Genomic DNA, 19,201 nt, shown 5'->3' on the forward strand with positions numbered 1-19,201 from the left:
AATCGTCCGGGTGAACGCCCCGACCGACCCGCACGCCCCCGCCGACACCCTGCGCTCGGCCCTCGCCGGACTCCTCGACGGCCTCCCGCCGACGCAGGCGGCCCGCGCCGTGGACCGGCTCATCGCGAACTACCGGGGCACCACCCCGACCGACGCCCCGATCCTGCGCGACCGGGCGGACGTGGCGGCGTACGCGGCGTACCGGATGCCGGCCACGTTCGAGGCGGTGTGCTCCGCGCTGGGCGGCCTCGTCGGCGCGGCACCGGCGGACTGGAGGCCCGACGGGCACCTCGACATCGGCGGCGGTACCGGCGCCGCGGTCTGGGCGGCCCACGAGACGCTGCCCGGAGCGCGCCCGACGACGGTCCTCGACTGGTCGGAGCCCGCGCTGACGCTGGGCCGCGAACTGGCGTCGAGGGACGCCGAGCTGGCCCGTTCGGTGGAGTGGAGGCGCGGCCGCATCGGCGCGACGGAGCTGCCCGCCGCCGTGGACCTCGTCACGGTCTCCTACGTCCTGAAGGAACTGACGGACGCCGACCGCGCAGCGGTGGTCGACGCCGCCGCCCAGGCGTCCACCGGCGCCGTGGTGATCATCGAACCCGGCACCCCCGACGGCTACACCCGGATCATCGAGGCCCGCGACCGGCTGATCGCCGCGGGCTTCCACATCGCGGCCCCCTGCCCGCACAGCGCCGCCTGCCCGATCACGCCCGGCGACGACTGGTGCCACTTCTCGGCCCGGGTCAGCCGCTCCTCGCTGCACCGGCGGGTCAAGGGCGGCTCGTTGGCGTACGAGGACGAGAAGTTCGCGTACGTGGCGGCGACCCGCTTCACCCCCGAACCGGCCCCGTCCCGGGTGGTCCGCCGCCCCCAGATCCGCAAGGGCCAGGTGCTCCTGGACCTGTGCGGGGCCGAGGGCGGCCTGGACCGGGTGACCGTGACGAAGAAGCACGGGGCGCTGTACAGAGAGGCCCGTGACGCGGACTGGGGGGATTCCTGGGCACAGCCGCGCTAGCGCACGGGCCGCGGGGCTCTGCCCCGGCCCCCGCTCCTCACTCGCCGGAGAGGCTTCTAGGGGCGCAGCTCAAGCGTGCAGCACTTCACCGACCCGCCTCCCTTCAGCAGCTCCCCGAGATCCATCCCGACCGGCACGAAACCCCGCTCCCGCAACGGCTCGAACAACCCCACCGCCGCCTGCGGCAACAGCACGTGCAGCCCGTCCGACACCGAGTTCAGGCCGAAGGCCACCGCGTCGGACTCCTCGGCGATCAGCGCGTCCGGGAACAGCCGCCGCAGCACCGCCCGGCTCCCCGCGGAGAACGCCCCCGGGTAGTACACGACCTCGTCCGCCGCGTCGTCGAGCACGGCGAGCGCCGTGTCCAGGTGGTAGAAGCGCGGGTCCACCAGATCGAGCCCGATGACCGGCCGGCCGAAGAACTCCTGCGCCTCCCCGTGCGACAGCGGTGACGCCCGGAACCCGCGCCCGGCCAGCAGGTACGACGCGGTGACGGCGAAGTCGCCCTCGCCCTCGTTGACGTGCACGGGCTCGCCCACCTCGGCGTACCCGTGCGCACGGAACCACTCCAGGTGCGCGACGGCCTCCGGCTCCCGCTGGGGATGGGCGAACCGCGCGCCGAGCACCCGCCCGTCCACGACGGTCGCCCCGTTCGCCGCGAACACCATGTCGGGCAGTCCGGGCCGCGGGTCGAGCACCTCGACGGTGTGGCCGAGGGCGCGGTAGCGGTCGCGCAGGTCCTCCCACTGTGCGACGGCGAGGGGGACGTCGACCGGTTTCGCCGGGTCCATCCACGGATTGATCGAGTACGTGACCTTGAAGTGCGCAGGCGGGCACATCAGGTAGCGCCGGGGTGTGGCGCGCCGTTCGACGGAACACCCGGAGTACGGATTACGCAATGAGGGCTCCTCACGACCGCAGGGGCTGTTGCGCCCATGGTGCGGTCGGAGGAGCCCTCACGGCTGTGAACCGAACGGGTGGTTCACACCCGCACCCGGTCACGAGGCGTCGGAGGTGCCGCGCCTCTCCTGCATCCTGCGCAGCAGCTCGCGCTTCTGCGCCACGGGATCGACGCCCCCGCCGCCCACCTGCCCGCCCCGGCCGCCGCCGCGCAGCGCCTTGCGGGAGAGCGTGCGACGGGTCCCGCCGACGCCCAGCATGCCGCCTGCTCCACCTCGGGTCATGACGTACTCCTCTGCCTCGCTCACCTTCGGCGAGACGGTTCGTCTCGCCGTGTCGACGAGTTCCACTGTGAACGAGACGGTTCGTCTTGTCAATCGTTTTCGAGACGGGACGTCTCGCCTCGCCCGCTGCTACATTCGAACCATGTCTGCCACGCCCAGCCGCGCCCCGAAGAAGACGGCCCCCGACTCCGCCCGCCGCAGCGAGCGCTCCCGCCGCGCGATCTACGACGCCGCCCTCGCTCTGGTCGGCGAGATCGGCTACCCCCGCACCACCATCGAGGGCATCGCCGCCCGCGCCGGCGTCGGCAAGCAGACGATCTACCGCTGGTGGGGCTCGAAGGCGCAGGTCCTGATGGAGGCCTTCATCGACCTCAACGAGCAGAACCAGCAGGCCGCCTCCGAGAACCACCCCGACGTCCCGCTCGACCCGGTCGCCCTGCCCGACACCGGCGACCTCGAGGCCGACCTCAAGCTGGTGCTGCGCGCCACCGTCGACGAACTCCTCGACCCCCGCTTCGACGCCCCGGCCCGCGCGCTCGCCGCCGAGGGCGTCGCCAACCGCGAGTTCGCCCGCGAGTTCGTCGGCAAGCTCCTCATGCCCGGACTCGACCTCTACGCCGCCCGGCTGCGCGCCGCCCAGGGCGCCGGCCAGGTCCGCGCGGACGTCGACCCCGAGATCGCCCGCGACCTGTTCTCCGGGCCGCTCGCCCAGCGCTGGCTGCAGGAGACCGGCCCGCTCGACCACGCGTACGCCGACAGGCTCGTCGAGTACGCCCTCTACGGGATCAGCGCCCGCCCGGGGTCCGCACCGGCGTAGCCGCCAGCAGGCCCGGCGCGTTCGTGATGACCCCGTTGCAGCCGAGCCGCAGCACCCGGTCCCGGTCCTCCGGCCGGTTCACGGTGTGCGCCCACACGCGCGGCACCCCCGAGCGGACCGCCCGCACCAGATCCGCGTCGCGCGCCCGGTGATCCATGTCCAGGATGTCGACGTACGAGGCCCAGCGCGCGGGCCGGTCGGTCCTCATCTGCCGTGCGGAGCGCCACAGTTGGGAGATGAGGCCGAGGCGGTGCGCGCGCTCGGCGACGGCCGGCCGGTTGGAGTTGACCAGCACCGAGCGGGTCAGGCCGCGGTCACGGATCAGCCGGGCCAGCCCGGTCAGGCTCCTGGGGTCCTTGGCCTCCAGCATCAGGACGATCCGGCCGCCGAACCGGTCGAGCACCTCCGCGACCGTCGGCGGCCGCTCCGAGCGCCAGCCGCCCGGCAGCGACGCCTTCGGCCGCAGCCGCACGCCCCGCCACTCCGTCCGGTCCAGGGCGGCCACCCGGCCGCCCGAGGAGGTCGTCCGGTCCAGGGTCGCGTCGTGCATCACGACGAGGGTGCCGTCGCGCAGCATCCGCGTATCGAAGTCGAGGACCTGCGCGGTGCCCCGCTCGAAGGCCGCGGCCAGTCCCGCCATGCTGTTCTCCGGCACCTCCAGGGCGCCGCCGCGGTGCGCCGTGTACGTGACGCGGGGCAGGGCGTCGACGGTGAGCGGGCCACGGCCCCACTCCAGCGGCGGCGCGGAGGCCAGTACGGCCAGGGAGAGGGCGCCGGCGAGGCCGCCCACCCGCGCGGCCCGGTGGGCGAGAGTGACCATGGCGACCAAGGTAGGCCCCCAAATATGGGCAAATCAGGCAATGACACCCTGTGGCCTCTCGGGAAGCGGGATGGTGGGACCATGGAGACCCGGGGTTCATCCGGCACCCGGCACGACGGCGATGGTGAGGGGATAGATGGGCGCGGAGCACAGCGACAGCGCACGCACGGGCCTGGGCAGGTTCGCCCAGTGGCTCAAGTCCGCTCGGGGCCCGAAGGAGACCCCGGTCGACACGGACCGCGAGTCCCTGCTGATCGCCGCTGCCGCCGCCGGACTGCCCCTCGCACCGGCCGCGTACCCCGCCGACTACCGATGTTCCTGCAACCGCATCGGCTGCCCGACACCCGGCCGGCACCCCGTCTCCTTCGCCTGGCAGACCCAGTCCACGACGGACCGCGCGCAGATCGAGCGCTGGGCCCGGCATCAGCCGCAGGCCAACTTCATCACCGCGACCGGCATGGTCCACGACGTCCTGGACGTACCGCTGGAGGCCGGCCGTGAGGCCCTGGAGCGCCTCCTCGCGGCGGGTGTCGAGGTCGGCCCCGTCGCGGAGTCCGGCGGCGACCGCATGCTCTTCTTCACGGCGACGCGCGGCACGCCCGAGGACGAGGACGAGTGGTGGCCCTGCGAGCTGGACTGCCACCCCGAGACGATGGACGAGCACCCCGGCCTGCGCTGGCACTGCCGCGGCTCGTACGTCCTGGTCCCCCCGGCCCGCCTCCCGGCCGACCGGTCCGTGGAGTGGGTGCGCGGCCCCGAGTACCCGCTGCCGGACCCGCTGACCCTGCTGGAGACCCTCACCGACGCGTGCGCGCGCTACGTGGGAGCGGAGCCGGACTTCACGTCCGCCTGGCCGTAGTCCGAGCCCCTTCCGGCGATCGGGGAGCGGGGCCCGGGGCGGAGCCCCGTGACGGTCACGACCCCTCGGCCGTGGTGATCCCCTCGACCCGGTTCAGCACCTGCACCCCGTCCCCGGCCGAGCCCTTCGCCGGGTCGAGGGCCGTCTGGTTCGACACGTACCCGTACGTCGCCGACTGCTTCGCGTCCCCCGACATCAGCGCCTTCACGCCCGGGCTGATCGTGGGCAGATCGCTGCCCGGCGACGCGGTCTGCTTCTCGTAGCGCCGCGTCGTGAAGAAGACGAGCGCCCCGCCGTCCTCGGTGCGCAGCGCGACGGGCGCGTAGTCCCCGGACGTGAGCGGCTCGTCGACGAACTGCGTGGCGAGGCCGGGCCGGGTGCTCTTCTTGCGGGACTCGCGCCACTGCGAGGTGTACGGCCCCTGCGCGAACCCGTCGCCGCCGTCCTTCAGGTACCCGGTGTACTTGTCGCTCACCTCGCCCGGCGGCATCGCGAGCCCCTTGTCGTCGGCGGCGACGGCCTCGCCCCAGCCGTCGGCGTCCTTCTTGAACGCGGGGAGCGTGTCGCCCCGGAACAGCGTCAGATACGAGACCGCCCACGGCTCGTCGACGTCGTCGCGGGTGAAGACCATCACCCAGCGGGAGTTGGCGACCCGGCTGTTGGCGGAGTCGGTGACGAACCAGCGCGGCCAGCCGGCCTTCTTCGGGACCGTGAAGTTCGTGTCGGTGAGCTTCAGCGGCGCGTGCTTCGGGTTGCCCTGCGGGCTCACCGCGCGGCCCGCCTTCAGCTTGGCCCCGTCGATCGCGGCCAGCGCCCCGGTGACGTACCGCGCGTCGGCCGCCCGGTCGTACGTCTTGTCCGCCTTGTTGTACGCGGTCACGAAGGTGTCCAGGGCGCGTGCGGCCTGCGCCTTCGTGGTCGTGGGCACGACCTCGAGCTCCCCGTGCACGGTCACGCAGCCGCTCGCCGCGAGGGACAGCACGACCGTCGCTGCCGCCGCCGCGGCGGGTCTGCCGAGCCTGTTCCTGACCTCGCTCATGACGTTGACCTCACCTTCCCCTTCCCGGGGCCGAACCCTACCGGGAAGAAGAAGCACCCAGTGCCTCGCCCCTGCGGGACAGCAGCCCGGGCGGGGCGAAGAACAGCGCCAGCGTCGGCACCAAGTACACGCACCAGACGACGACTTGGAGCACCGTCGGGTCGGGCTGGAAGTTGAGGACGCCCTTCAGGAGCGTGCCCAGCCAGCCGTCGGGGGCGATCGTGCCGCTGATGTCGAACGCCAGGTCGTTCAGGCCGCCGACGAAGTCGGCCTCCTGCAGGTCGTGGAAGCCGTACGCGAGGACACCCGCGGCCACGACGACCAGCATGGCGCCGGTCCACGTGAAGAACTTCGCCAGGTTGATGCGCAGGGCGCCCCGGTAGAACAGCCAGCCGAGGACGACCGCCGTGGCCAGGCCGAGCAGCGCGCCGATCACCGGCTCCGTGGTGCCGTTGCTGGTGGCGTGCACCGCCGTCCAGACGAAGAGGGACGTCTCGAGACCCTCCCGGCCCACCGCCAGGAAGGCGGTGAGGACCAGCGCCGCCGTGCCCATCCGCAGCGCGCTGTCCAGCTTCCCGTGCAGCTCCGACTTCAGGTGCCGGGCGGTGCGCCGCATCCAGAACACCATCCACGTCACCAGGCCCACCGCGATGATCGACAGCGAGCCGCCGAGCGCCTCCTGCGCCTTGAACGTCATCTCCTGCGAGCCGAACTCCAGGCCCGCGCCGAACGCCAGCGCCACGAACACGGCGACCCCGACCCCCAGCCACACCGGCTTCAGGGCGTCCCTGCGGTCCGTCTTCACCAGGTACGCGATGAGGATGCAGACGATCAGGCTCGCCTCCAGACCCTCGCGCAGACCGATCAGATAGTTCGCGAACATCGCTCAGCTCGCCTTCCGCTCGAAGAGCCCGCGGCCCCACCAGTCCTTGCCGTCCCGCACCCCCGGCGGCACCGCGAACACCGCCGAACCGACGTGCTGGATGTACTCGTTGAGCGCGTCGCTCCGCGACAGGCTCCGCTGCACCGGGATGAACCCCGTGCGCACGTCCTTCTGGTACGCGAGGAAGAACAGCCCGGCGTCCAGGCGGCCCAGGCCGTCCGTGCCGTCGGTGAACGAGTAGCCGCGGCGCAGGATCGTCGCGCCGTGATTGGAGTCGGGGTGCGCGAGCCGCACGTGCGCGTCCGGCTTCATGGCCTTCAGGAACGGCTCGTCGCGCTCCTTCGCCCTGCCGACCGGGGCGCCCTCGCCCTTGTCCCGGCCGAACACGTCCTCCTGCTCCTGCAGCGACGTACGGTCCCAGGTCTCGATGTTCATCCGGATCCGCCGGGCGACGAGATACGAGCCGCCGTCCATCCAGTCCGAGCCGGACACCCACACGTGCTCGTCGAGCCGCTTCGTCTCCGTGCCCGCGATGTTGCGGGTGCCGTCCTTGAAGCCCATCAGGTTACGAGGGGTCTGCGCGTCCGGCGTCGTCGACGACGTCTTGCCGAAGCCGAGCTGCGACCAGCGGATGGCGACCTTGCCGAAGCCGATCCGGGCCAGATTGCGGATCGCGTGCACGGCGACCTGCGGGTCGTCCGCGCAGGCCTGCACGCACAGGTCGCCGCCGCTGCGCGCCTTGTCGAGGTTGTCGCCGGGGAACCTCGGCAGCTCCACCAGCGCCTCGGGCCGGCGGCCGGCGATCCCGAACTTCTTCCCGTACGTCTCGAACAGCGAGGGCCCGAAGCCGATCGTCAGGGTGAGCCGGGACGGCTTGAGGCCGAGCGCCTCGCCGGTGTCGTCCGGCGGTGCCTCGGCGAGCCCGCCGTACGCGCCCTCGCCGACCGTGCGCCCCTCGGTCATCAGGGCGGCGGCCTTCGTCCAGTCCTTGAGGAGCTGCACGAACTCCTCGCGGTCGTCCGTCTTCACGTCGAACGCGGCGAAGTGCAGCCGGTCCTGCACCGCCGTCGCGATACCGGCCTGGTGCGCGCCGTGGAACGGCACCGCGCCGCCCGACTCGGCGGCCGGCTGCATGTCGTCGCCGTCGGATCGGGTCAGCGCGACGGCGCCGCCCGCCGCCGCGGCACCGAGCGCGAGCCCGGCGCCGCCGACCGCGAGCAGCGAACGCCGGGACGGGGCAGGGGAGTTGTCCGTCATGACGGGGTCCTCCGTGGTCGCTGGTTCTGCGTGCACGTATCGGCTACTTGACGACCGCGGCAGCGAGCTTCGACAGCGGCTCCGCGAGCGCGTTGACGGCGTCGGACAGCTCCTTCTGGTCCGCCTTGCCGACCTTGTCGTAGGAGGTGAAGTCGTAGGAGGTCTTGTCCTCGCGGTACTTGTCGAGCAGCGTGTCGAGCGCCGCGAACTGCTTGTCGAGCTCCTTGGTCAGCGCCGCGTCGTTCTCCGCGGCGACCGGCTTCAGCAGCTCGTAGGCCTTCTCGGCGCCCTCGACATTGGCCTTGAAGTCGACGAGGTCGGTGTGCGAGTAGCGCTCCTCCTCGCCGGTGACCTTGCCGGTGGCGACCTCGTCGAGCAGCTCCTTGGCGCCGTTGGCCATCGAGGTCGGGGTGATCTCGGCCTTGCCGACGCGCTGCTGCCAGTCCGCGAGGTCCTTGTCGAGCTGCGTGGCGAGCGACTTCTCCTCGGCGCCGATCTTCTTGTCCTGCCACAGCGCCTTCTCCAGGCGGTGCCAGCCGGTCCACTTCTGGCCCTCTTCGAGGCCGTCGGCGCGGGTGTCCGTCTTCGGGTCGATGTCGCCGAACGACTCGGCGACCGGCTCGGTGCGCTCCCAGCCGATGCGCGAGGGGGCGTACGCCTTCTTGGCGGCGTCCAGGTCGCCGGCGCGGACGGCGTCGGTGAAGGTCTTCGCCTTCGGCAGCGTCTCGTCGGCCTGCTCCTGCGCGTACTGGCGGTAGGCGGCGACGGCCTTGTCCAGGCGGGGGTCGCGCTTGGCGGCCTTGCCGCCGGTGACCTTGACGTCCTGGCGGTGGCCCTTGCCCTTCATGCCGGGGATGCAGGCGATCTGGTAGTCGCCGCTCTTCACCTCGGCGGTCAGGGTGTGCTTGGTGCCCGGACCGATGTTCTCGCGCTCGGAGACGATGCGGTCGTCGGGGAAGAGGATCTCGACCTCGGTCACCCGCGAGCCCTTGTTCTCGACGGCCAGCTCGACGTGCCCGGAGGGGAACTCGGTCTTCGACACCTTGCAGCTGTCGTCGGTGGCGGTCACCTTGATGGCGCCGGAGCCGCCCTTGGCGTCGCTCTTCTCGGTGCAGCCCGTGACGGCGGTCAGGGCCGCCACCGTGGCGACGGCGGTGGCGACGGAGAGACGGACGGCTCGCATGCGGGCTCCAAGGAAGTGCACAGCTTCTGCTAAGGCGGGCCTAACTTATATGAGGCTTGCCTTAGTGCTACCCGCCTGTTCCGTGATTCACCTCTCATACGAACCCGCTGGTCGCGGCCCGGATACAAGCGACCCTCGGGCGACCCAGGGAATGGTCAAAGGCTGGTCAAGCGGCGGCCGTCGCGTGGTTCACTGCCCCTGTGAGGGACGTGAACGACTACGACGTACTGAATGTCTTCTGCGGGCCCGACGGCCGTCACGGCAACGAGCTCGGGGTCGTACGGGACGGCTCCCGTGTGCCCGGCCGGGAGGAACGGCAGGCCTTCGCGGGCAAGTTGGGCTTCAGCGAGACGGTGTTCGTCGACGACCCCGAGCGCGGCGTCATCGACATCTACACGCCGACCCTGCGCCTCCCCTTCGCCGGGCACCCCTGTGTCGGCACCGCCTGGCTGCTCGACGTGCCCGAGCTGGTCGTGCCCGCGGGCGTCGTCGGGGCCCGCCTCGACGGCGAGTTCAGCTGGATCGAGGCGCGCCCCGAGTGGGCCCCGCCGCGCACCCTGCGCCAGTACGGCTCGGCGGCCGAGGTGGACGCGCTGCCGGTGCCGCCGACGGGGGAGTGGATCTACGCCTGGGCCTGGGAGGACGAGGCCGCGGGCCGGGTCAGGGCCCGCGCCTTCCCCGGCCGGGACGACGGCATCACGGAGGACGAGGCGACCGGCGCGGCGGCGCTGCTGCTCACGGGACAGCTGGAGCGGGCGCTGAACATCAGGCAGGGCAAGGGCTCCCAGATCCTGACGGCACCACAGCCGGAGGGCTTGATCGAGGTGGGCGGCCGCGTGCGACTGACACCGGCACCGTCGAGCCGGACCGCATGATCAGCCCCTCCGGCGATTGAGGAGCGGGGCCAGGGACGGAGCCCCGTGACGGTACGCGCTACGCGGCCGCGGAAAACTCCTCACCCAACGCCCGGAACACCCCCGTGTTCAAAGCGAAAGCGGCCTTGCACTCGGCGACGACCCGCTGCTTCTCCAGCTCGTCCACGGCGATGGCGTCGAGCAGCTCGCGATACCGCCGCTTGAACGCCGCCGGATTCCCGACCTGCTCGAACACGTAGAACCGCACCCCGTCACCCTTGCGCGCGAAGCCCCACGTCCGCTCCGCCTTGTCGCGGATGATCTGCCCGCCCGACAGGTCGCCCAGGTAGCGCGTGTAGTGGTGGGCCACGTAACCGGCCGGCCAGGACGCCGCGCACTCCTCGACCCGCGCCGCGTACGCCGCCGTCGCCGCGAGCGCCGACGCCTTCTCGCGCCAGTCCGGTCCCCGCAGGTGCGCCAGGTCGCGCTCCAGCTCGGGCACGCGCAGCAGCTCGGCCTGGATGAAGGGGCCCGCGACCGGGTCGTCCGCCAGCCGCTCTATGCCGCCTTCAAGTGCCTTGTAGACGAACCACAGTTGCTCCGTGTACCGCGCGTAGGCGTCCACGCCGAGACCGCCGCCGAGCAGGTCGCTCATGAACGTCGACGTCTCCGCCTCCGTGTGCTGCTCGTGCGAGGCGGTGCGGATCAAAGTGGAGAACGAGGTGTCCATGGGGCCTCCGCCGGCGGTGTCTAGGTAGGTTAGCCTTACCTAAGATAGCAGGCTTCCCGACATCCTGTCGGTAAAAACGTACCCGGTTTTTCCCGATCGGGGGAACGCCGGACGGAACGTGGGACGGCAGAACGCGAAGAGCCCGCCCCGGAAGAGGGCGGGCTCGCGCGGTGCGGTGGTGCGCGGCGGGGCTACGGCAGGGTCAGGATCTCCGTGCCCGTGTCCGTGACCACCAGCGTGTGCTCGAACTGAGCCGTCCGCTTGCGGTCCTTGGTGACGACGGTCCAGCCGTCGTCCCACATGTCGTAGTCGTGGGTGCCGAGCGTCAGCATCGGCTCGATCGTGAACGTCATGCCGGGCTGGATCACGGTCGTCGCGTGCGGGCTGTCGTAGTGCGGGATGATCAGGCCGCTGTGGAACGACGAGTTGATGCCGTGCCCGGTGAAGTCCCGCACGACGCCGTACCCGAAGCGCTTGGCGTACGACTCGATGACGCGGCCGATGATGTTGATCTGGCGGCCCGGCTTGACGGCCTTGATCGCGCGGTTCAGCGACTCGCGGGTCCGCTCCACCAGCAGCCGCGACTCCTCGTCCACGTTCTCGGGGTCGCCCACCAGATACGTCGCGTTGTTGTCCCCGTGCACGCCGCCGATGTACGCCGTCACGTCCAGGTTGATGATGTCGCCGTCGCGCAGCACCGTGGAGTCCGGGATGCCGTGGCAGATGACCTCGTTGACGCTCGTGCACAGCGACTTGGGGAAGCCGCGGTAGCCGAGCGTGGAGGGGTAGGCGCCGTGGTCGCACATGTACTCGTGCGCGATGCGGTCCAGCTCGTCGGTGGTGACGCCCGGCGCGATCGCCTTCGCGGCCTCGGCCATCGCCCGCGCGGCGATCCGGCCCGCCACCCGCATCGCCTCGACCGTCTCCGGGGTCTGGACCTCCGGACCCTTGTACGGCGTCGGCGCGGGCTTGCCGACGTACTCGGGGCGCCGGATGTTCCCGGGCACGGAACGGGTGGGGGACAGTTCCCCCGGTACGAGGACGGTGGGTGACGACTGCGTCGACTGGCCAGACATGCCAGCGAGTGTAACGAGGCGCCGTGGGGGACCATGGCCCTGACGAGAGGAGTCGGCTGTGGCCCTGTTCAAGAAGCGGACCGTCGGAAAGCCGGGCGAGTGGTACTACTGCCTGGAGCACCAGAAGGTCGAGGAGGGACCCGAGTGTCCCGCCAAGGACCGGTTCGGGCCCTACACGTCCCGCGAGGAGGCGGAGCACGCGATGGCCACCGCCCGGGAGAAGAATCTCAAGTGGGAGAACGACCCGCGCTGGCACGACGCCGCGGCGCGGGGCGAGGACGACGACGGCTGAACCCGCTGCCGGGCCCGCTCTCACCAGCGGGCCGGCGGCGGCGCCGTCAGATGGTCCGCCAGGCGGGAGAGGCGGTCCCGGAAGGCGCGGCGGCTGCGCGGGGCCGGCACCGAGTTCTCCCCGGCCGCCGCGCTGACCAGGTGCTGCACCGTGTCGAGGTCGAGGTCGGTGTCGCCCGGCACGGTCAGCCCGTCGTGCGCCATGGCGTGCAGATCACCGTTGCCCGCGGGCCCGGCATCGAGCGCGAGGACCGTCGCGCCGGCCCGGCGGGCGTCGTGCACCCGCTCCAGGAGCGGCGCGCCCACCGCGTCCGGCGTCACCACCAGCAGCGTCTCGCCGCGCCGCGCCGCCGCCAGCCGGCCGAGCCCGACCGACAGATGAGCCGGATCGTCGGGCCGCGCCGCGTGCCGCACCAGGGTCGGCGCCAGCTCGGGCGTCCCCGACCAGGCCGCCTCGTCCACCAAGTGCGCCGCCAGATGCCACGGCTCGTACTGCGCCGACCCCACCAGCAGCAGCCCGCCGCCGTGCGCGGCCACCGAGGAGCGCAGCGCCCCGGCGAAGCGACGGGTGGCGGCGGGCCACTCGGTCCCGGCGAGGACCTCGCGCAACAGAGCTACTCGTACGGCGTCCATGGGGTGGCATGGTGCCTCAAGCGGCCCCCGCGTTCGGACGGTTCGCGCGAAGACCGCCCGTACGGGTCGCCCCGCGGCGCGGTGGCGGCCGAACGGGCGGCCGGCTGCCCGGAGTTCACCCGGAGTTGGCTTCGGTGGGAACCATGGAGCGTATGCCCGACACAGGAGTGCGACCCGAGCCGCCAGAGACCTCCGTGCCGTTCCGCGCCGGACAGGACGGCTACGCCAGCTTCCGTATCCCCGCCGTCGTGCGGGCGCACGACGGCACGCTCCTCGCGTTCTGCGAGGGCCGAAGGGCCTCCCGCGAGGACTTCGGCGACATCGACCTCGTGCTGCGCCGCTCCCCGGACGGCGGCCGCACCTGGGGCCCCCTCCAGGTCGTCGTCGCCAACGGACGCGACCTGGCGGGCAATCCGGCCCCCGTCGCGCTCGCCTCCGGACGCGTCCTGCTCGTGCACGTCCGCAACGCGGCCGCCGCCACCGAGGACGCCGTCCGCCGCGGCCGGGTCACCGCCGCCGACGGGCGCCGCGTCTGGATCACCCACAGCGACGACACGGGACTGACCTGGGCCGCGGGCCGGGAGATCACCGCCGCGACGAAGAAGCCGGCCTGGCGCTGGTACGCCACCACCCCCGGGCACGCCCTGCTCACCCGCGAGGGCCGCGTCGTCGTGCCCGCCAACCACTCGTCCCCGCCCACCGGCACCGACAACGGCACCGAGGGCAAGTACAACGGCGGCCACAGCCTGCTCAGCGACGACGACGGCGCGACCTGGCGCATCGGCTACGTCGACGAAGGCGCGGGCGAGGCCGACGGCTACCTCAACCCCAACGAGACCACCGCCGCCCAACTCCCCGACGGCAGGATCTACTTCAACACCCGCAACGACTCCCCGGCCCCCGGCAACCGCGCCGACGCCCACTCCCTCGACGGCGGCGAGCGGCTGGAAAGACCGTTCCGGCCGCAGGCGGGCCTGACCGGCCCGGTGGTCCAGGGCAGCCTGCTGCACCTCGGCGACCCCGACGTGCTGCTCTTCTCCGGGCCCGCGGACCCGGGCTTCCGCGCCCTGATGACGATCCGCCGCAGCCTCGACGGCGGCGTCACCTGGAGCCCCGCCCACCCCGTCGACGGCCTGCCCGCCGCCTACTCCGACCTCGTCCGCGTCGACGACGCCACCGTCGGCCTGCTCTACGAGACCGGGAACTTCTCCGCGTACGAGACGATCACCTTCCGGAGGATCCCGGTGACGGCGCTCACCGGCTCGTACGGCTGAGTAAGGTCGCTGCATGACCTCTACTGAAAGCACCCAGAAGGCCCCGGCCAAGGACCCCTGGGACCTGCCCGACGTGTCCGGGCTCGTCGTCGGCGTGCTCGGCGGCACCGGACCGCAGGGCAAGGGCCTCGCCTACCGGTTCGCCCGGGCCGGCCAGAAGGTGATCATCGGCTCCCGTGCCGCCGAGCGCGCCCGGGCCGCCGCCGACGAGCTGGGCCAGGGCGTCGAGGGCGCCGACAACGCCGAGTGCGCGCGGCGCAGCGACATCGTGATCGTCGCCGTGCCCTGGGACGGGCACGGCGCGACCCTGGAGGCGCTGCGCGAGGACCTCGCCGGCAAGCTCGTCGTCGACTGCGTCAACCCGCTCGGCTTCGACAAGAAGGGCGCGTACGCGCTGAAGCCCGAGGAGGGCAGCGCCGCCGAGCAGGCCGCCGCCCTGCTGCCGGACTCCCGCGTCACGGCCGCCTTCCACCACCTGTCGGCCGTGCTGCTCGCCGACCCGGAGATCGACGAGATCGACACGGACGTGATGGTGCTGGGCGAGTCCCGCGCCGACACCGACCAGGTCCAGGCGCTGGCCGCCCGCATCCCCGGTATGCGCGGCGTCTTCGCGGGCCGCCTCAGGAACGCCCACCAGGTGGAGTCCCTGGTCGCGAACCTCATCTCCACCAACCGCCGCTACAAGGCACACGCGGGCCTGCGCGTAACGGACGTATAACGCCGATTCCTTACGCTTTCCGTACGTTCAGGGCGCCTTCATGCGTCAGCGGGGCATGGGGGACACTGGTCGGCGAACACCGAGCCGTGCCGTATTGGAGCCGACCCCATGCCCCGCATCGCACTCTTCGCCCTCGTCGTCTGCGTCCTCGCCGTCGCGGCCGCGGTGGTGTCCTTCGTCCAGGGCAGCTTCCTCGGCGTGGTCTGGGTCCTGATCGCGGGCATCACGTCGAACATGACGTGGTTCTACGTGCGCAAGGCCAGGGCCGAGAGGGAGAGCGCGGCCCCCACTAAGACTGCGTGAAGGTCGGGATCTCCGGGGTGCCCTGCCAGAACCGGTAGAAGCGCTGCCCCCAGTACGTGTCCCACTCGGTGACGCCCAGCGAGCGCAGCACCGCGTCGACCGCGTCGAAGAACCACCCGTTGACCTCGGGGATCCACAGCACGGCGAACACGGCGAGCAGACCGAACGGCGCGAACGGCTCGACCTGCCGCTTGATCTTGTAGGACAGCCACGGCTCGATCACGCCGTACCCGTCCAGGCCCGGCACCGGCAGGAAGTTCAGGATCGCGGCCGTCACCTGGAGCAGCGCCAGGAACCCGAGCGCGTAGCGGAACGTGTCCGGCACGCCGTCCAGCGCGTCCAGCCAGAACGGGGCCGTGCAGACGATCGCGAACAGCACATTGGTCAGCGGGCCCGCCGCCGAGATCAGGCTGTGCTTCCAGCGGCCCCGGATCCGGCCCCGCTCGATGAAGACCGCGCCACCGGGCAGACCGATACCGCCCATGATCACGAAGAGCACCGGCAGCACGATGCTGAGCAGCGCGTGCGTGTACTTCAGCGGGTTCAGGGTCAGATAGCCCTTCGCGCCGATCGAGATGTCGCCGCTGTGCAGGGCCGTGCGCGCGTGCGCGTACTCGTGCAGGCACAGCGAGACGATCCACGCCCCCGTCACGAACAGGAACACGGCGACGCCCGGCTGCGAGGCGAAGTCCGTCCACACCGCCCAGCCGGTCACGGCCGTGACCGCGACGATGCCGAGGAAGACGGGGCTGATCCGGCTCTCGCCGCGACGGGATGTGGCGGTGGTCATGGGGTGGAGCTCCCGGGGTCGCTGGTCTGTGGCGTCACTGAACGTACCCGCCCTGCGCGGGGAACGTGTCGCGGTACGGCGGGAGTTCCGCGAGCCCGCAGGCGGTGTTCCGGTGTACGTGCCCGCCTGGGCGTCCCCTGCCCGGGACAGCGGGGACAATGGGGCCCGTGCGCTACCGCATCCTCGGCACCACCCAGGCACTCCACGACGACGGCACGGCCGTCCCCGTCGGCGGGGCGCGGCTGCGCGCCCTGCTCACCGTGCTCGCGCTGCGCCCCGGCCGGGCCGTGCCCGCGGGCGTCCTCGTCGACGAGGTGTGGGGCGTCGAGCCGCCCGCCGACGCGCCGGGCGCCCTGCAGGCCCTCGTCGGGCGGCTGCGCCGGGCCCTGGGCCCCGACGCGATCGCCTCGGCCGACGGCGGGTACCGGCTCATGGCGACGGCCGACGCCGTCGACCTGTTCCGCTTCGAGCGGCTGACCGCCGACGGCGCCCGCGCCTTCGCCGACGGCAACCCCGCCAAAGCCGCCGACCTGCTCGACGACGCCCTCGCCCTGTGGCGCGGGCCCGCCCTCGCCGACCTGCCCGACCGCGCCGCCGACGCCGCCCGCTGGGACACCCGCCACCTGGACGCGCGTCGCACCCGGCTCGCCGCCCGGCTCGCGCTCGGCCTGGCCGAGGAGGCGCTGGCGGAGCTGACCGCCCTGTGCGACGCCCACCCGCTGGACGAGCCGCTCCAGGCGCTGCGGCTGCGGGCGCTGCGCGACACCGGCCGTTCCGCCGAGGCGCTGGCCGCGTACGAGGACATCCGCGTCGCCCTCGCGGACCGGCTCGGCACCGACCCCGGTCCCGAACTCCGCTCCCTCCACGCGGAGTTGCTGACACCCGCGGCTCCGGCCGTCCCGTCGCCGGCCCCCGCGGCCCCGGCCCCGCCCGAGCCCCGCGTCGGCAACCTCCGCGCCCGCCTCACCTCCTTCGTGGGCCGCGGCAGCGACATCGACGCGATCCGGGCCGAGCTCGCACGCGTACGGCTCGTGACGCTGCTCGGCCCCGGCGGCGCGGGCAAGACCCGCCTGTCGCAGGAGGCCGCCGAGGGCCTGGCCGACGCCGCCCCGGACGGGGTGTGGCTGGCCGAGCTCGCGCCCGTGAGCGACCCGGACGCCGTGCCGGAGGCCGTCGTCAGCGCGCTCGGGGCGCGCGAGACGGTACTGCGCGGCGCCGGCGCCGAGGAGCTGCGCGTGGCCGGCGAACGGCAGGGCGACGATCCGCTCGTCCGCCTCGTCGGACACTGCGCCGACCGCCGGATGCTGATCGTCCTCGACAACTGCGAGCACGTCATCGGGGCCGCCGCCGCCCTCACCGAGCACCTCCTGGCCCACTGCCCCGGCGTCACCGTGCTCGCCACCAGCCGCGAACCCCTCGGCGTGCCGGGGGAGCTGCTGTACCCGGTGGAGCCGCTGCCGGAGCCGTACGCGCTGCGCCTGTTCGGCGAGCGGGGCGCCGCCGTGCGGCCCGGGTTCCGCACCGACCGGGACGAGGAGACCGCGGCGGCCGCCGCCGAGATCTGCCGCCGCCTCGACGGCCTGCCGCTGGCCATCGAACTGGCCGCCGCCCGGCTGCGGATGCTCACCCCGCGCCAGATCGCGGACCGCCTCGACGACCGGTTCCGGCTGCTCACCTCCGGCGCCCGCACCGCGCTGCCCCGCCAGCAGACCCTGCGCGCCGTCGTCGACTGGTCCTGGGAGCTGCTCGACGCCTCCGAGCGCGCCGCCCTCGCCCGGCTCTCCGCCTTCAGCGGCGGCTGCGACCTGGCCGCCGCCGAGGCCGTGTGCGGACCGGACGCCCTGGACCTGCTCGGCTCCCTCGTCGACAAGTCGCTGGTCGTCGCCGCGCCCGACGACGGCGACGAAGGGGCCATGCGCTACCGGCTCCTGGAGACCGTCGCCGAGTACGCGGGCGACCGGCTCGACGAGAGCGGCGACCGGGCCGCCGCCGAGCGCGCCCACCTCACGTACTTCCGCGAACTCGTCCGCACCACCGACCCGTTGCTGCGCGGCTCCGGGCAGCGCGCGGCCATCGCCCGGATCGAGCGCGACTACGAGAACGTGCGCACCGCCCTGCGGCACGCCCTCGCCGCCCGCGACGAGCAGGAGGCGATCAGCCTCGTGCTGTCGCTGTCCTGGTTCTGGCAGATGCGGGACCTGCGCCCCGACGCCCGTACCTGGACCCTGGAGACCACGGCGCTGCTCGGCCCCGACCCGTTCGCCGGCCCCGTGCGCCCGGCGCCGCCGCTGCTGCAGAGCTGCACCGACACTCCGCCGCCGCTCACCGGCGACCTCCTCGAGGAGGCCCGCCGCCAGGTCCACCTGTGCCGCCTCGGCTACATGGACATGGAGATGGACCGCTGGCGGTCCGCGGAGGGGCAGGCCCGGCTGCGCGCCATCGTCGACACCTACCGCCCCGACCTGCCGCAGGCCTGCCGGCCGCCCGGCAACATCTGGTACTTCGCGGTCCTGATGACCGGCGACATGACGCGGCTGCGCGAGCTCACCGACATCACCGTGCGCACCTGCCGCGCACTCGGCTACGAGTGGGAGCTGGCGCTCGTCCTCCAGCTGCGCGCCAACCTCCTGGCCAACACCGGCACGACGGCCGCCCAGGGCGTGCTCGACGCCGACGAGGCCATCGACGTGTTCACCCGGCTCGGCGACGAATGGGGCGTCGCCGAGGCGCTGTCCGCGCGCGGTGAGGCCCACGAGAAGCTCGGCCGGTTCGCGGAGGCCGGGGCGGACTACCGGCGTGCCCGTGAGGTCGCCGAGAGCATGGGCGCCCACGCCCAGGCCGCGATCCTGCAGATCCGGCTCGGCCAGGTGTTCGTCGAGCAGGGCGAGGGCGAGAAGGGCGAGCGGCTGCTGCGCGAGACCCTCGACACGTCCCGCCGGCACACGAACGAGGCCCGGCCCGCCGCCCGGATGTTCCTCGTCGGCCGCCTCGCCGCCACCGGCCGCACCGCCGAGGCGCGGGAGCATCTCGCGCAGCTGCGCGCGGAGTTCAACGTCACGGACATCATGTTCTTCAACGGCATGGCCGTCGGCATGGAAGGCATCCTCGACGCCGTCGACGGGGACGGCGAGTCCGCCCTGGCCCGCGCGCGGGAGGCGCTCGAAGTGGCCTCCGACCCGCTGGCCGCGCTGATCATGCCGCATCTGACGGCGCTGCACCTGCTCACCGCGGCCCAGGGGCTCGTGCTGCGCGCCGCGGACGGCGACGCCGTGCTGGCCGCGCGGCTGATCGGCTCCTCCGACGCGTCACTGCCCCCGCAGCACGTGCGCGGCATCATGGAACGCGAGTGGCGCGAGAAGGCGGAGGCGGCCGTGCGCGCGGTGCTCGGCGACGCGGCGTACGAGCGGGAACACGCCGAGGGCGGCGGCCTCTCCCTGGAGGAGGCCACCGCCCTGCTGTGACGCGGACCGGCTGG

At 72.8% G+C, this 19,201-nt stretch carries 20 protein-coding genes; 9 read left to right on the plus strand and 11 right to left on the minus strand.

The window, feature by feature from the left end; all coding sequences use genetic code 11:
• The first annotated feature begins 10 nt into the window (after positions 1–10).
• Positions 11–1,015 carry a small ribosomal subunit Rsm22 family protein gene (locus tag ACQUQD_RS28790; protein WP_428955051.1) on the plus strand — a complete coding sequence of 335 codons (1,005 nt, stop codon included), beginning with the start codon at positions 11–13 and terminating at the stop codon, positions 1,013–1,015.
• Between the two features lie 56 nt (positions 1,016–1,071).
• Here ACQUQD_RS28790 and ddaH read toward each other — a convergent pair whose 3' ends face one another.
• Positions 1,072–1,914 carry a dimethylargininase gene (gene ddaH / locus ACQUQD_RS28795; RefSeq protein WP_428955052.1) on the minus strand — a complete coding sequence of 281 codons (843 nt, stop codon included), beginning with the start codon at positions 1,912–1,914 and terminating at the stop codon, positions 1,072–1,074.
• Between the two features lie 99 nt (positions 1,915–2,013).
• Positions 2,014–2,199, minus strand: coding sequence for a DUF6243 family protein (locus ACQUQD_RS28800; RefSeq protein WP_428955053.1), 186 nt, complete (start codon positions 2,197–2,199; stop codon positions 2,014–2,016).
• Positions 2,200–2,341: 142 nt separating this feature from the next.
• Here ACQUQD_RS28800 and ACQUQD_RS28805 point away from each other — a divergent pair, with 142 nt between their 5' ends.
• Complete coding sequence (locus ACQUQD_RS28805; RefSeq protein WP_428955054.1) at positions 2,342–3,016, plus strand: TetR/AcrR family transcriptional regulator; 675 nt, start codon at positions 2,342–2,344, stop codon at positions 3,014–3,016.
• Here the strand turns inward: ACQUQD_RS28805 and ACQUQD_RS28810 are convergent.
• Positions 2,985–3,845, minus strand: coding sequence for a glycerophosphodiester phosphodiesterase (locus ACQUQD_RS28810; protein WP_428955055.1), 861 nt, complete (start codon positions 3,843–3,845; stop codon positions 2,985–2,987). The genes ACQUQD_RS28805 and ACQUQD_RS28810 overlap by 32 nt on opposite strands.
• Positions 3,846–3,972: 127 nt before the next feature.
• Here ACQUQD_RS28810 and ACQUQD_RS28815 point away from each other — a divergent pair, with 127 nt between their 5' ends.
• A complete protein-coding gene (locus ACQUQD_RS28815; protein ID WP_428955056.1) occupies positions 3,973–4,695 on the plus strand; it encodes a bifunctional DNA primase/polymerase in 723 nt (240 codons plus the stop codon).
• A 55-nt stretch (positions 4,696–4,750) separates the two neighbouring features.
• Here ACQUQD_RS28815 and ACQUQD_RS28820 read toward each other — a convergent pair whose 3' ends face one another.
• The 4 genes from ACQUQD_RS28820 to efeO are packed head-to-tail and all read right to left on the minus strand — an operon-like array spanning position 4,751 to position 9,057.
• Entirely contained in the window at positions 4,751–5,734 is a 984-nt protein-coding gene (locus tag ACQUQD_RS28820; protein WP_428955057.1) for a hypothetical protein, read from the minus strand.
• A 37-nt stretch (positions 5,735–5,771) separates the two neighbouring features.
• Complete coding sequence (efeU, locus tag ACQUQD_RS28825) at positions 5,772–6,617, minus strand: iron uptake transporter permease EfeU (protein WP_428955058.1); 846 nt, start codon at positions 6,615–6,617, stop codon at positions 5,772–5,774.
• A gap of 3 nt (positions 6,618–6,620) precedes the next feature.
• Entirely contained in the window at positions 6,621–7,874 is a 1,254-nt protein-coding gene (gene efeB / locus ACQUQD_RS28830; RefSeq protein ID WP_428955059.1) for an iron uptake transporter deferrochelatase/peroxidase subunit, read from the minus strand.
• A 43-nt stretch (positions 7,875–7,917) separates the two neighbouring features.
• Positions 7,918–9,057, minus strand: coding sequence for an iron uptake system protein EfeO (efeO, locus tag ACQUQD_RS28835; protein WP_428955060.1), 1,140 nt, complete (start codon positions 9,055–9,057; stop codon positions 7,918–7,920).
• A 209-nt stretch (positions 9,058–9,266) separates the two neighbouring features.
• On the opposite strand from efeO, the gene ACQUQD_RS28840 reads away from it, so the two are divergent.
• Complete coding sequence (locus tag ACQUQD_RS28840; RefSeq protein WP_428957680.1) at positions 9,267–9,932, plus strand: PhzF family phenazine biosynthesis protein; 666 nt, start codon at positions 9,267–9,269, stop codon at positions 9,930–9,932.
• Positions 9,933–9,990: 58 nt separating this feature from the next.
• Here ACQUQD_RS28840 and ACQUQD_RS28845 read toward each other — a convergent pair whose 3' ends face one another.
• Positions 9,991–10,641, minus strand: a complete 651-nt coding sequence (locus ACQUQD_RS28845) for a heme oxygenase (biliverdin-producing) (protein WP_428955061.1) — start codon at positions 10,639–10,641, stop codon at positions 9,991–9,993.
• Between the two features lie 191 nt (positions 10,642–10,832).
• A complete protein-coding gene (map, locus tag ACQUQD_RS28850) occupies positions 10,833–11,717 on the minus strand; it encodes a type I methionyl aminopeptidase (protein ID WP_428955062.1) in 885 nt (294 codons plus the stop codon).
• Positions 11,718–11,775: 58 nt separating this feature from the next.
• On the opposite strand from map, the gene ACQUQD_RS28855 reads away from it, so the two are divergent.
• Entirely contained in the window at positions 11,776–12,009 is a 234-nt protein-coding gene (locus ACQUQD_RS28855; protein ID WP_428955063.1) for a hypothetical protein, read from the plus strand.
• Positions 12,010–12,029: 20 nt separating this feature from the next.
• On the opposite strand, the gene ACQUQD_RS28860 is transcribed toward ACQUQD_RS28855, so the two are convergent.
• Positions 12,030–12,641: a hypothetical protein gene (locus ACQUQD_RS28860; protein WP_428955064.1), complete on the minus strand. Its 612-nt coding sequence runs from the start codon at positions 12,639–12,641 to the stop codon at positions 12,030–12,032.
• Between the two features lie 152 nt (positions 12,642–12,793).
• Here ACQUQD_RS28860 and ACQUQD_RS28865 point away from each other — a divergent pair, with 152 nt between their 5' ends.
• From ACQUQD_RS28865 to ACQUQD_RS28875, 3 genes are all read left to right on the plus strand, one after another.
• Positions 12,794–13,915, plus strand: coding sequence for a sialidase family protein (locus ACQUQD_RS28865; protein ID WP_428955065.1), 1,122 nt, complete (start codon positions 12,794–12,796; stop codon positions 13,913–13,915).
• Positions 13,916–13,928: 13 nt separating this feature from the next.
• The gene (npdG, locus tag ACQUQD_RS28870; RefSeq protein ID WP_428955066.1) at positions 13,929–14,633 is read left to right on the plus strand and encodes an NADPH-dependent F420 reductase; all 705 of its coding nucleotides are present in this window, start codon (positions 13,929–13,931) and stop codon (positions 14,631–14,633) included.
• A gap of 108 nt (positions 14,634–14,741) precedes the next feature.
• Positions 14,742–14,936 carry a hypothetical protein gene (locus tag ACQUQD_RS28875; RefSeq protein WP_428955067.1) on the plus strand — a complete coding sequence of 65 codons (195 nt, stop codon included), beginning with the start codon at positions 14,742–14,744 and terminating at the stop codon, positions 14,934–14,936.
• Here ACQUQD_RS28875 and ACQUQD_RS28880 read toward each other — a convergent pair.
• Positions 14,923–15,726: a site-2 protease family protein gene (locus ACQUQD_RS28880; RefSeq protein WP_428955068.1), complete on the minus strand. Its 804-nt coding sequence runs from the start codon at positions 15,724–15,726 to the stop codon at positions 14,923–14,925. The genes ACQUQD_RS28875 and ACQUQD_RS28880 overlap by 14 nt on opposite strands.
• 158 nt (positions 15,727–15,884) lie before the next feature.
• Here ACQUQD_RS28880 and ACQUQD_RS28885 point away from each other — a divergent pair, with 158 nt between their 5' ends.
• Positions 15,885–19,187 (plus strand): AfsR/SARP family transcriptional regulator, encoded by a 3,303-nt coding sequence (locus tag ACQUQD_RS28885; RefSeq protein ID WP_428955069.1) that lies wholly within the window; start codon positions 15,885–15,887, stop codon positions 19,185–19,187.
• Positions 19,188–19,201: the final 14 nt, after the last annotated feature.

The sequence above is a fragment of the Streptomyces sp. cg35 genome (assembly GCF_050410835.1).
In the GTDB taxonomy this organism is placed as follows: domain Bacteria; phylum Actinomycetota; class Actinomycetes; order Streptomycetales; family Streptomycetaceae; genus Streptomyces.